The sequence below is a fragment of the Elioraea rosea genome, from assembly GCF_007644105.1.
GTDB lineage: Bacteria > Pseudomonadota > Alphaproteobacteria > Acetobacterales > Acetobacteraceae > Elioraea_A > Elioraea_A rosea.
This window is the reverse complement of the sequence record NZ_VFAC01000002.1, coordinates 242,563-256,116: the sequence shown is the minus strand read 5'-3', so window position 1 is coordinate 256,116 and position 13,554 is coordinate 242,563. Positions and strand designations below refer to the sequence as shown.

Here is a 13,554-nt window from a genome sequence, read left to right as displayed (position 1 = left end):
CTAGCTCGCTTCCGGAACGAGGATCAGCGTTGCGAGCGGTGGCAAGGTCAGGACGATCGACTGCGGGTGGCCGTGCGACGGGATGGGCTCGGCCAGCACCCCTTGCGTGTTGGCCACGCCAGAGCCGCCATAGATCGCGAGATCGGTGTTGATGTGTTCCACCCATCGGCCGCCGAAGGGCACCCCGATGCGATAATCCTCCCGCGGCACGGGGGTGAAGTTGCTCACCACCAGGGCCGGCGGGTCTCCCGGTTGGCCGAACCGGCAGAATGCGAACACGCTGTTGGCCCGATCATCGCCTACGATCCAGGCGAAGCCCTCGGCTTCCACGTCACGACGGTGCATGGCGGCGCGCGCGGCCATCACGATATTGAGATCACGCACGAGGCGCTGCACGCCTGCGTGGCTGGGGTCGTCCAGCAGGTGCCAATCGATCGATGCATCGTGGTTCCATTCCCGTTCCTGAGCGATCTCGCCGCCCATGAAGAGGAGCTTCTTCCCGGGATGGCCCCACATGAATGCGAGATACGCCCGAAGGTTTCCGAAGCGCTGCCAGCGATCGCCCGGCATCCGCCCGAGCAGGCTTCCCTTCCCGTGCACCACCTCGTCATGCGACAGGGGCAGCACGAACCGCTCGCTGAAGGCGTAGAGCAGGCCGAAGGTGATCTCGTCGTGGTGGTGGGCGCGGTGGATCGGGTCACGCCCGATATAGCTCAGGGTGTCGTGCATCCACCCCATGTTCCACTTGTAGCCGAAGCCGAGCCCCCCTTCGGAAGCGGGGCGGGAGACGCCCGGCCATGAGGTGGATTCCTCGGCGATCACCATCGCCCAGGGCGCGTGCGTCGCCACTGCCTCGTTCAGCTCCTTGACGAAGCCGACGGCCTCGAGGTTTTCGCGCCCGCCATGGATGTTCGGCACCCATTCGCCTGGCTTGCGCGAATAGTCGCGGTAGAGCATCGAGGCCACGGCATCGACGCGGAGGCCGTCGCAGCCATAGTCGCGCAGCCAGTGCAGCGCCGAGGCGATCAGGTAGCCACGTACCTCGTGCCGGCCGAAATTGTAGATCAGCGTCGACCAGTCATGGTGGTAGCCCTCGCGCGGGTCTGCGTGTTCGTAGAGGGCGGTGCCGTCGAACCGGCCGAGGCCGTGCGCGTCCGTCGGGAAATGCGCGGGCACCCAGTCCACGATCACGCCAAGGCCGGCGGCATGGCAGCGGCCGACGAAGCGGCGGAACGCCTCGGGCGGGCCGAGCCTCGATGTCGGTGCGAAGAGGCCGATTGGCTGGTAGCCCCAGCTCCCCTCGAAGGGATGTTCCGTCACCGGCAGGAGCTCGAGGTGGGTGAAGCCCATGCCCGACGCGTAGGGGATGAGGCGGTCGCCGAGCTCGTCCCAGCTCAGGTGCCGGCCATCCTCGTGCCTCTGCCACGAGGTCGCATGCACCTCGTAGATGGAGATCGGCGCATCGGGGGTATGCGGCGGGCCACGCCCGATCCAGCCGGAGGACGGGCCGGGGCGCGGCACGATCGAGGCGGTCGCGGGGGCACGCTCCGCCTCGCCGCCGCAGGGGTCGGCCTTCAGGGGGAGAAGCGAGCCATCCGGCCCGAGGAGCTCGTACTTGTAGCGTTCGCCGGGGCCGAGGCGGGGGATGAAGATCTCCCACACCCCCGCCTCGACGCGCCTGCGCATCGGGTTGCGCCGACCGTCCCAGCCATTGAAGTCGCCCACCACCGAGACACGCTGCGCGTTCGGTGCCCACACCGCGAACCGGACGCCCTCGACGCCGCCGATCGTCACCACATGCGCCCCGAGCACGGAGCCGAGCTCGCGGTGCCGCCCCTCGGCGATCAGGTGCAGGTCAAGCTCGCCGAGCAGCGGCGGGAAGGCGTACGGGTCCTCTCGCTCCTCCTCGCCATCGGGCCAGGCGATCCGAAGGCGGTAGGGCGCGTTGCCCGGAACGGCGCCGGCGAACAGCCCGTGCGGGCCGACGGCATCGAGCGGCGCCAGCATCGCGCCGTCGTCCGCAACCGCGGTGACGGCACGCGCGCCGGGAAGCAGGGCGCGCACGATGCGCCTGCCGCCGCTCTCATGCGGGCCGAGCAGGGAGAAGGGGTCGCCATGCCTGCCGGCGGCGAGCGCCTGGAACGCCGGTCCGAAAGCGTCCATCTCAGCCTCCCGCGTCGTCATTGTCGCCCGCACCGGCAAGCTCGAGAAGCGCACGGACCGGGATGGCTGCCCAGCCCGGGCGGTTGCGCAGTTCGTAGATGAGCTCGTAGGCGGCCTTGGCGGCAACGAACAAGTCGATCAACCCGCGCCGCTCCTGTTCCTCGGCCGGCCAGGCGGGCGAGGTGCCGATTGCCTCCTGGTAGGCGGCAAGGAAGGTCGTGCACGCCTCCGCGCGCCATCGCGCCAGGAGCTCCGGCCGAGGGTCGCTCGTGCCCGGTGCATAGGGCGTCAGTTCGCGGAGCGCCGCCTCGGCGGCATAGTCGAGGCTTCTGAGGATTCCGGCGACGTCGCGCGCCGGCGTGCTCTTGGCACGGCGTTCGTCGAGCGGCCGAAGCGGCTCTCCCTCGAAATCGACGATCACCGCATCGCCCGCAGCGACGAGAACCTGGCCAAGATGGAGATCGCCGTGGATCCGCGTGCGCAGCCCCCCGGTCACGGCCGGAAGCCTCTGGCGCATCCGGGCCAGCAGCCTGTCGCCGGCCTCGAGAAGGGACGATGCGTTCGCCCGTGCATCCGGCGGAATATCGTCGATCCGCTCGGCGAGCAGGGCAAGCGCGGCGCGCGCCTCCTCCACCGCGGCGTCCCGCCAGGCGCGCACATCGGCATCGCGCAGAGGTTCGGGCGCGAAGGCGGCGTCCTCGGAGGGCCGTGCGAGCGCGAGATGCATCTCCGCGACACGCTGGCCGAGCGTGGCGAGGAAGGGCGCGAGGGTTTCTACCACCTCCGGTGCCGCGGCGGCCGGTGCGGCCTCCTCCGCGACGCCGTCGGGGACAAGCGTCTCGTCAAGCCGCCGCTTGATCTGGCCGAGCGTCCAGCCCCACGCATCGCCCTGGTTGCGGACGAACGCCTGGGCGACGGCGATGGTCCGCTCCGTTCCCTCCGCATCGACATGCACGACATCGCCGAGGAAGGCCGGCGTCGCGGGAAAGCCGCCCTCCGTCGTCAGCGCCTTGCCCATCTCCGCTTCCGGGTGGATGCCCGGGATGACGTGCCGGACGAGCTTGATCACCACATCACCCTGGACCATCGTCGTGTTGGACTGTTCGCCGCCGAAACGGGTGATCGGCGCATCGGCCCCGGGAAGCACCGCCTCGAGCAGGGGCGAGGGGCGGAAGCGAAGCTCGCCATCTCCGAAGGGCAACACGGCTGCCGTGGCGAGGGAGGAGACCATCGCGCGGATGAACCCGTCACGCGAGACCGCGTCCGTCACGATGCCGACGCGGCGGCCACGCCTTGCCCGCGCCAGCGCCAGCTGCGTCGAAAGCGCGGAAATGCGCTCGCTGTCCTCGAACACGACGGCGAGCGGGATGACGTAGCGCTCCCCGCTGCCGAGCGGTGCCTCGACCTCGATGATGACCATCTCGCCTTCGTCGGTCGGCAGAGTGGCGGCGGCGACCACCCGCGTCTCGCCGAGCCGCGTTCCCTTGCCCTGGTACCAGCGCCTGAGGGGCAGGTAGGCGGGGAGGACCTGCTTCTCGAAGGTCACGCGGTCCTGCTCGCCAAAGGCGGTGCGCAGGCCTTCGCGAAGCACGAAGGTGACGAGGTCCGGCATCGGCGTGGGCGTCGGACTGTGCCAGCCGGGCAGCGCATGCTCCTCGGCAAGCATGAACCAGTAGAAGGCATAGGGCGGCAGCGTCAGCAGGTAGGTGAGGTCGCCGATCGGGGGAAAGGGCGTTCGGCCGAGAAGCTCGACCGGAACGCGCCCGTGCCAGACGGAAAGGTCGAGCTCGACCGCCTGGTGCGAGCGCGAGAGGTTTGCCACGCACAGGATGCTCTCCCCCTCGTGCTCGCGCACATAGGCGAGCACCTTGCGGTTGCCGGGATAGAGGAACCGATAGCTGCCGCGCCCGAACACTGCGGCGTGGTTCTGCCGCACGGCGATCATGCGCCGCGTCCAGTTCAGCAGGCTGTGCGGGTCGAGCGACTGGGCCTCGACATTCACCGTCTGGAACCCGTAGAGCGGGTCCATGATCGGCGGCAGCACGAGGCGGGCGAAATCGGCGCGGCTGAACCCGCCGTTGCGGTCGTTCGACCACTGCATCGGCGTGCGCACGCCGTCACGGTCGCCGAGGAAGATGTTGTCGCCCATGCCGATCTCGTCGCCGTAGTAGATGACGGGCGTTCCGGGCATCGACAGAAGCATGCTGTTCATCAGCTCGATGCGCCGCCTGTCATGTTCGAGAAGCGGCGCGAGCCGCCGGCGGATGCCGAGGTTGAGCCGTGCCCGGCGGTCGGAGGCGTAGGTCGTCCAGAGATAGTCGCGCTCCTGGTCGGTCACCATCTCGAGCGTTAGCTCGTCATGGTTCCTAAGGAAGATCGCCCATTGGCAGGTCTCGGGGATGGGCGGCGTCTGTCGCAGGATGTCGGTGATCGGGTAGCGGTCCTCCTGGGCGATGGCCATGTACATGCGCGGCATTAGCGGGAAGTGGAACGCCATGTGGCATTCGTCGCCCTGGCCGAAATACTCCTTCACGTCCTCCGGCCACTGGTTCGCCTCCGCGAGCAGCATCCTGTCGGGGTAGTGCGCGTCGATCTCGGCGCGGATCTTGCGGATGACCTCGTGCGTCTCGGGAAGGTTCTCGTTGTTGGTTCCCTCGCGCTCGACGAGATAGGGCACGGCATCGAGCCTCAGCCCGTCCACGCCGAGGCGGAGCCACATGTGCATCACGTCGGTGATGGCGCGCAGCACGCGCGGATTGTCGAAGTTCAGGTCGGGCTGGTGGCTGTAGAAGCGGTGCCAGTAATAGGCCTGGGCGGCGTCGTCCCACGCCCAGTTCGACTTCTCCGTGTCGAGGAAGATAATGCGCGTCTCGGAGAAGCCCTTGTCGTCGTCGCGCCAGACGTAGAAGTCACGCTGCCAGGAGCCAGGCTTGGCGAGGCGTGCGCGCTGGAACCACTCGTGCTGGTCGGAGGTGTGGTTGACGACGAGCTCGGTGATGACGCGCAGGCCACGCCGGTGCGCTTCGGCGACGAAGCGCTTGAAGTCGCGCATCGTGCCGTAGTCGGGGTGGATGCCGCGGTAGTCGGCGATGTCGTAGCCATCGTCGCGCCGGGGCGAGGGGTAGAAGGGAAGCAGCCAGATCACGTTGACGCCGAGGCCCGCGATGTAGTCGAGCTTGCGGATCAACCCCTCGAAGTCGCCGATGCCGTCGTCGTTGGCATCAAAGAACGATTTCACGTGCACCTGGTAGATGATCGCATCCTTGTACCAGAGCGGGTCAGTCATCGTCATGCGGCGGCTCCAGGCGGCGACAGGCGCCAGATGGCGTAGGGAAGCACGGCGGAGTCGAGACGGAGGTGCTGAACCTTGCCGCGCCATCGCCACGTCCGGCCCGTCATGAGGTCCTCGACGCCTACTTCCGCGTCGTCGGGAAGGCCGAACTCCCAGAGCGGGACCTCGAAGCTCGCCTCCTGCGCCGCGAGCGGGTCGAGATTGACCGCGACGACGACGAGGTTGCGCCTGTCGGGTGTCATCTTGCGATAGGCGATGACCTGGTCGTTCCAGCAATTGAGGAAGCCGATGCCGAGATGCGTCTGCAGCGCGGGGTTCTCCCGCCGGATCCGGTTCAGCGCCGTGACCTCGGCGACGATGTTGCCCGGACGGTCCCAGTCCCACGCGCGGAGCTCGTATTTCTCGCTGTCGAGATACTCCTCCTTGCCGGGCAGCGCGGCGGCCTCGCACAGCTCGAACCCGCAATAGGCTCCCCAGAGGCCGGACATGGTGGTGGCGAGGGCGGCGCGGATCAGGAAGCCGGGCCGCCCCGAACGCTGCAGGAAATGCGGATTGATGTCGGGCGTGTTGACGAAGAAATGCGGGCGATAATACTCCGCCGCATCCGTCGTCGAGAGCTCGGTGAGGTACTCGGTCAGCTCCGCCTTGGTGTTGCGCCACGTGAAGTAGGTGTAGGACTGCGTGAAGCCGAGCTTGGCGAGCCGCTTCATCATCTTCGGCCGCGTGAACGCCTCGGAGAGGAAGATCGCGTCGGGGTGCCGCGCCTGCACGTCGGCGATCATCCACTCCCAGAACGGCAGTGGCTTGGTGTGGGGGTTGTCCACCCGGAACGTCTTCACGCCCGCCTCGATCCAGTGAAGGATCACGTCGCGCAGCGCGATCCAGAGCGAGGGCACAGCCTCGTCGGCATAGAAGTCGACGTTGACGATGTCCTCGTACTTCTTCGGCGGGTTCTCGGCGTATCTCAGGCTGCCGTCCGGGCGCCAGGCGAACCAGCCCGGATGCTGCTCGAGCCAGGGGTGATCGGGGCTGCACTGGATCGCGAAGTCGAGCGCGAGTTCGAGGCCATGCCGTTCCGCGGCGTCCACCAGGCGGCGGAAGGCCGCGGCATCGCCGAGCTCCGGGTGCAGCGCGTCATGCCCGCCCTCTGCCGCGCCGATCGCATAGGGGCTGCCGGGGTCTCCCGGGCCTGCCTTGAGCGTGTTGTTCCGCCCCTTCCGGTTCTTCAGCCCGATCGGGTGGATCGGCGTGAAGTACAGCACGTCGAAGCCCATGCCGCGAATGCGTGGCAGGTGACGGATCACGTCGTCGAACGTGCCATGGCGGGAGGCGTCGTCCGCTGCGGATCGAGGGAACATCTCGTACCACGAGGAGAACCCCGCGGCCCGCCGGTCTGCCATCACCGGGTAGGTCTTCTCCGTCCGCACCGCCTGGGTGCGTTCGGCCCAGCGACGCATCAGCCGCGCGGTGTCATCGGAGAGGAGCTCGTGCAGCGCGGTACCCTCGCCCGCCTTGCCGACGCGGGAGAGAAGGGCAGCAAGAGCGGCCTTGTCCTCCCCCGTCGCTCGTGCTGCGGCCTGCTCGATGAGCGCAATGCCCTCGCGGAGCTCGAGCGCGATCGGAACGTCGGCTGCGTGCTTCTTCTCGATCTCGTCACGCCAGCTCGCGAACAGGTCCCGCCATGCCTCGATGGCAACCTCGTGCAGGCCGAGGTAGGTGAGCGGCAGCAGGCCCGACCAGCGGTCGTTCTGCCCGCGCTGCATCGGCGCCTCGTGCCAGCGCTCCTCGCCCGCCGCGCGCCACAGCACCACGGCAGCGAGCATGTCGTGCCCATCGGCGTAGATGTCGGCCGAGACGGCGACGCTCTCGCCGGCGATGCGCTTGACGGGGAAGCGGCCGTCATCGGCCGTCGGGGCGACGCGCTCGATCGCGATCCTCGGCATCGCCCGCGCCGCCGCCTTGTCGAGCGGCTTCGTTGGCCGCGTCCGCACCCCGGCAGCCTTGCCTGCGAAGACGCGAACCTCCCCGGCGGCAAGCCTGATCGGGCTGCCGGGCGTGAGCGTCTCCCCGCTCTCCTCAGGGAACAGCGCGCGCAGCGATGGGAACCGACCATCCAGGCCCGAGAGCGCGGCGTCGGGAAGGATCGTCGTTGCCTGGTGCATGGATGCGTTCGCGAACACCACCGCCACTTCCTCGGCCCGACGGAGATCGCCGCCCGAGGCGCGCGCAAAGATGGCGACCGGCTCGCCTGGTCCTGAGAGGGGAACGAGTTGCCCGGCCGTCGAGAGCGGGGCGAGGCCGCTCGCAAGCTCGATCGCCCGAGCGATCGATTGGTGCAGGGAGTGGTCTCCCCGACCATCCTCCCAGGCCCAGTCGCCCGGCCGGTCGGACGTCATGTCGAGCGGGCGGGTGGCCGCGTGCTCGAACCCCATCGGAACGAACATTCCGGCGCCGGTCGTGACCGCCACGGCGAGCGCGCGTTCGCAGGCTGCGCGCCGCGCGGTCTCGTCCTGGTCGTCACGCGCAACCCGGGGCCCCGCAGGGTCCTCGACGAGGCCGATCGCGGGAAGGCCCAGGCGCCGGTCTTCGTACTCGCGACCGAGCCATGCCGCCCGCCCATCCCACCACGGCGTGCTCGCGACACTATGGGTGAAGCCCGCGTCCGCCAGTCCGGCCACGGCCTCGGCCGGCAACCCGGGCGTCCACGCCAGGGCGAGGAGGTCGCTCCGCGCCCCGCGCGCCTCAGCCAGGACCCGCCGCCAGACGGATGCCGGGGCATGGCCTGGCCGCAGCGCGCGGACACCGCCGACGCCGGCTTCGACCCAGTCGCGAAGCAGCGCTCCGAACAGCGCGGCGACACGCGCCGCCCGGTCGCCATCATCGGTCCGGCTCAGCGCCGCGTCGCCCGGGCGGAGCGGCTTGCGGGGATCGAGCGGCGCCTCGGGGCGGCCAGGTTCGGGCTCGAACAGATCGGGCGAGGACGCGACGAGAGGGGAATCGGCGGCGAGGCGATCGACAGCGAAATCGATCATCAGCCTCATGCCGTGCCCGGCCAAACTGGCGCTGAGCGCGCGAAGGTAGGAGGTGGTGTCGCCGCCGCCGAGCACGGCGTGAAGCTGATCGGGATCGGCGAGCTCGAACGGCGAGCCTGACCGTCCGGGCTGGCAGGGTGGGGCGATCAGGAGCGTGTCGAACCCCATTCGGGCGATCCGGGCAATGTGCTGGCCCGCCGCCTCGCCTGCCCCGAGCAGAAGCGGCGAAGCGTAGTAGATCATCGGCGCGCGGCTCGCCGCTCCATTTCCGCTCCGGCTGGCCGTGCCATCCCGGCCTGGGCTGGCCGGCTTGCGCCTGCCCGTCATCCGCTTCGCATCGCTCATCGTCGCCTCAGGAATTGTTGTCACTCCCCGATCACGTTTGCCAAGTTAGTAAGAATATGCTCCGGCGCGACTGAACATCATGGGTCCTCCATGACAGTCATCCATGATCGGAACGGGTATCCGATCCAGAAATCGTATTGAGGGGTATAGACCGAAGGCTAGGCGATCGTTCCAAAGCGCGTCAAACGATTTTGGGGTGAATGCCCGGCCGAAGCCACCGACTTAGTCTCGCCGTGCCCTACTCTCACCGATGTGAGTCGTGCTCCCCGAAACCCGATCGACGGACCCGCGTTATGCGCGCTGCGTTCACCGGCACGCACGCCAGGGTCCCATGTCGAAGTGGAAGTGGTCGCGGTGCGCGGCGTCGTGGTCGGGGCCAAGCACGGCCTTGAACCAGCGGCAGGCGCCATCACGCACCGCGCGAAGGAACGCCGCTGGCTCGGCCCCCTCGTTCCAGTGCCGGAGCAGGCTGATCTCGCGCCCGTCGGCGAGCACGAAGCCTGCGATGTCGATGGCATTCGCCGTCGCGTGCTGGCTTCGCCGCCCCGAGGAGGCGTGGTTGACGTTCCGGCACGCAAAGGTCCCGAGATGCCGGATCGACGCCACCTCCGATCCGAGATGCTCGCGCGCCGCGGGCTGCAGCGTGTGCCGTTCGAACAGCGTCCACGCGGCGGCGAGGCGGCACGTCACCGTCGGCGTGTTCGGCCTTGGTGCCACGGCCGCCGGAAGCAGCATCGCGTTCTCGATGGGGCAGCCGACGGCCGAGGGTCGGTCCAGCACCGGTCGCGTCGCGATGGAGGAGATGTCGAACGCCGCGCGGCAGGCCTCTCCGTCACCGCCGAGGCGGCGAAGCTTCCAGGCCGTCATCGCATTCGGCGGGGCGGCGAGGTCGAGCGGTTCACGCGGGTCCCATTCGGGCGGCAGGTGGCGAAGCGCGACGACACCAAGGCCGCCGAGCAGGAGGGCAATGGCGAGGGTGACCAGCAATGGACGCATCGGGGGGAGATGGGGTCGGTCCGCGCCGCGTCGGGCCGGGTGACGCAATCCTGAACGCGACCGTCGCGGCGGAGGCGAGCGCGGACTGCGGAAGCCATGCGCCGGTATGGGTCTGTGCTGATGGATCGTTCATGCAACTTCCGGTATGGTAGGCACTGTCTGGCGGATCGAGGCGCGACGCGCCCACGCGTTCCGAGGACGCAAGCCGGGTCCTCGTGCCGTTGATGGCGTGCGCAGGCGGCGTTCCTGGCCGAAGGGGAGAGGGTGGTCGTCAGGCGGTGGCGGATCGCGCTGTCGCCCGGTCTGGTGGTTTGCGCGGCGGACTGCCGCCAGGAGATGGTCGATCGCATGGCTGATGCCCCCCGCCAGCCTGCCTCCGGTACGGAAGCCTCCGCGGCCGAGGCTCGCCGGCTCGCCGCCCTCGCCCGCTATGCCATCCTCGACACGATGCCGGAGGATGCGTTCGATCGCTCGGTCCGGCTCGCCAAGCAGATCTTCGGCGTCCCCCACGCCCTCGTCACCTTCGTCGATGCCGAGCGTGTCTGGTTCAAGGCCCGCATCGGGGTGGATGTGCAGGAGGTGCCGCGGAGCCATTCCATCTGCACCATCGCGATCCTGGGCGAAGGCCCATGCGTCGTCCCCGATGCCCTGGCCGATCCGCGTTTCGCGTCCAATCCACTTGTGTCCAGGGCGGACGGCCTTCGCTTCTATGCCGGCGCGCCGCTCGTCACCTTCGATGGCCACGCGCTTGGCACGATCTGCGTGCTCGACACCGTCCCGCGCCCGGGCCTGACCGACGCCGAGGCGCGCGCGCTGACCGATCTCGCCGCGTCGGTGATGTCGGAGCTCGACCTGCGCCTGAGGCTGGCGGAGCAGCGCAAGCAGATCGCGCGGAACCGCCTCGCGGAGTCGATTCTCGCAAGCGTCGCCGAGGCGGTTGACTTCGATGCCGCGACCCGCTCCGTCATGCGGGCACTGCGTGATGCAACGGGTGCCAGCCTTTGCCTGTTCTGGCGGCTCGCCTCCGATGGCCGGTCGCTCCAGCTCGTCGGTGGCGACGGCGTCGGCCCGATCGCCGATCCCCACTATCTCGAGCGGCTGCGCTTGCTGCACCTGACGGTCGACAACGCACCGGTCGGCGCGGCCATCGCACGCGGCGAACAGCTCGTGATGCCTGACCTTCGCGCCGCCGACCTCGACCGCTACCCGGGGCTCAAGATGGCCGTGGAGCACGGGATCAATGCGCAAGTCTTCGCGCCATTCTCGCTCGGCGACGAGCGCTACGGCCTTGCCCTCGGATTTGCGACGGGCGCACGGCGAGACCTCGCTGCGGTGCTCGAGTCGCTCGGCGACATCGCGACCACCATCCGCCCGCTGCTTCGCCGCCTCCGCGATGCCCAGCAGGTACGCCTGTTCCGTCGGGCAGTGGATGCCTCGAACGACCTCGTGATCATCACCGACGCAGCGCAGCTCGACGAGCCGGGCCCGGTGATCGAGTACGTCAACCCCGCCGTCCTCGCGCAGACCGGCTACAGCGTGATCGAGGTGCTCGGCCGAACGCCGCGGCTCTTTCAGGGGTCCGAAACGAGCATCGAGGCGAGGCAGGCGATCCGCGCAGCGCTTCTGGCCGGCCGGCCGGTGCGGCAGGAGATCGTGAACCACCGCAAGGACGGCGCGCCCTACTGGAGCGAGTTGTCGATCTCGCCGGTGCGCGACGCAGACGGGTCGCCGACGCACTTCATCGCGATCCAGCGCGACATCACCAAGCAGCGTGCGGAGGCAGAACGCTCTGCCGAACGGGAAGCGGCATTCCGCAGCCTGTTCGAGGGCAACCCGATCCCGATGTGGCTCTATGACAACGAGACGTTTGCGTTCCTGAGCGTCAACGACGCCGCCGTCGAGGCCTATGGCTGGTCGCGCGAGGAGTTCCTGCGCATGACCATCCTCGACATCCGCCCGAAGGAGGAGCACGAGCAGGTCGTCGCGCTCGCGCGGTCGCTGACCGAGAAGGGGGCCGTATCCGGCCCTTGGCGCCACCTGACGCGCAGCGGCGCGGAACGCACGGTGCAGATTGTCAGCCGTGCCACCCGTTTCGGCGGCCGCTCTGCCAGGTTCGTCGCGGTGTGGGACCTCTCGGAGCGGCTCCGTGCCGAAAGCGACCTTCGGAGGAGCGAGGCCGCGCTCGCCGATCGCGCCGACGAACTGGCCGAGACGCAGCGGCTCGCCCGTGTCGGCCGGTTCTCCTACGAGCCGACCGAGGCGCGGATCGTCTGGTCAGAGGAGCTGCTGCGCCTGTTCGGCCCCGCGGCTGTGCCACGGTCGACGGCCGAGAGCGGGTTCGGCCTGGTCGAGCCGGACGATCGCGAGATGCTGCATCGGGCGCTCGAGGAGGCAGCCGAGGCCGTGCGCCCGTTCGCCTGCGAGTTCCGCATCGACCCGGGAACCGGCACGCCGCTGCACATCCGCGCCGAGGGCACGCCTAAGGCGGAGCCGGACGGCCGCACGCACATCGCCGGCTACTGCCAGGACGTCACGAAATCCCGTGCCGCGGAGCTTGCGGCCGCGCGCGCGGAGAAGCTTGCCTCGATCGGCCAGCTCACCGGCGGCATCGCGCACGACTTCAACAACCTGCTCACCATCATCGCGCTCAATCTCGACATCGCCGAGGACCGGATGGACGAGCCGGAGCTGCGCGAGCTCATCGCCGTGGCGCGCGAGGCGGCGCAGAACGGCGCGGCGCTGACGCACCGTCTGCTCTCCTATGCGCGGCGCCTGCCGCTTCGCCCGAAGGCGATCGACATCGTCGCGTACATGCGCGGCTTTCTCGAGCTCGTTGCGCGATCGGTCGGCGAACGGCACCCGCTTCGGCTCGACCTCGCGGCAGGCCCGCTGGTGATCGATGTCGATCCGGCCCAGTTCGAGGCCGCGCTTCTGAACCTCGTGATCAACGCCCGCGATGCGATGCCGGAGGGCGGCCGCATCACCATCTCGATCGCGCCCGCGGCGCTCGAGGAGGATGCGGCAGGCGACGCGCCGAAGGATGCCGTCGCCGTGACGGTCGCCGACAACGGCCCGGGCATCCCGTCCGACATCGTCGCCCAGGTGTTCGATCCGTTCTTCACGACCAAGCCTGTCGGCAAGGGAACGGGGCTCGGCCTCTCGATGGTGCAGGGGTTCGTTGCGCAGTCAGGCGGGCGGGTGACGCTGGACACCGCCGAGGGGGCCGGGACGCGGCTCAGCATGATCTTCCCCCGCCTAGCCTCCGCGGGCACGGTCGCCCAACCAGCCGCCGTGCGCGGCGCCCTGCCGCGGCTGCGCGTTCTCGTCGTCGAGGACAACCCGGAGGTCCGCCGATCGGTCGAGCGGCTGTGCGGCGAGATCGGCCTGTCGCCGACCTGCCTCGCCACGGCGGAGGAGGCGCTGCACTGGCTGGGACAGGGTCATGCGGTGGACCTGCTGCTCAGCGACGTGATCCTCCAGGACGGGATGGACGGGTTCAAGCTCGCCGCTTCCGCGCGCGCCCTCCGCCGCGGCCTGCCGGCGATCCTGATGTCCGGCTACACGGAGGACAGGCTTCTCGGAGGCGACGAACTTCCCCCCGAGATCCTGCTGCTCAACAAGCCGTTCGACCGGGCGGGCCTCGTCGCTGCCGTGCAGCGTGCGCTGGCAATCGCCGCGGCCCCGGGGCAGGCGCCAGCCGAAGGTGCCGCGCCCGCCTGACCGCCC

5 protein-coding genes are annotated in these 13,554 nt (G+C 69.3%); 1 reads left to right on the top strand and 4 read right to left on the bottom strand.

From position 1 onward, the window contains the following. From glgB to FIF60_RS02855, 4 genes are all read right to left on the bottom strand, one after another. Positions 1 to 2,163, bottom strand: coding sequence for a 1,4-alpha-glucan branching protein GlgB (gene glgB / locus FIF60_RS02870; RefSeq protein ID WP_144183624.1), 2,163 nt, complete (start codon positions 2,161 to 2,163; stop codon positions 1 to 3). A 1-nt stretch (position 2,164) separates the two neighbouring features. After that, positions 2,165 to 5,455 carry a maltose alpha-D-glucosyltransferase gene (gene treS, locus FIF60_RS02865; protein WP_144183622.1) on the bottom strand — a complete coding sequence of 1,097 codons (3,291 nt, stop codon included), beginning with the start codon at positions 5,453 to 5,455 and terminating at the stop codon, positions 2,165 to 2,167. Further along, positions 5,452 to 8,832: a maltotransferase domain-containing protein gene (locus FIF60_RS02860; RefSeq protein WP_239451468.1), complete on the bottom strand. Its 3,381-nt coding sequence runs from the start codon at positions 8,830 to 8,832 to the stop codon at positions 5,452 to 5,454. Before FIF60_RS02860 ends, treS begins: the two co-directional genes overlap by 4 nt. A 306-nt stretch (positions 8,833 to 9,138) precedes the next feature. Further along, positions 9,139 to 9,828: an extensin-like domain-containing protein gene (locus FIF60_RS02855; RefSeq protein ID WP_144183620.1), complete on the bottom strand. Its 690-nt coding sequence runs from the start codon at positions 9,826 to 9,828 to the stop codon at positions 9,139 to 9,141. 348 nt (positions 9,829 to 10,176) lie between these two features. Here FIF60_RS02855 and FIF60_RS02850 point away from each other — a divergent pair, with 348 nt between their 5' ends. Continuing rightward, on the top strand, positions 10,177 to 13,548 hold the full coding sequence (locus FIF60_RS02850) for a PAS domain S-box protein (RefSeq protein ID WP_158639036.1): 3,372 nt from the start codon (positions 10,177 to 10,179) through the stop codon (positions 13,546 to 13,548). The last annotated feature ends 6 nt before the right edge of the window (positions 13,549 to 13,554 follow it).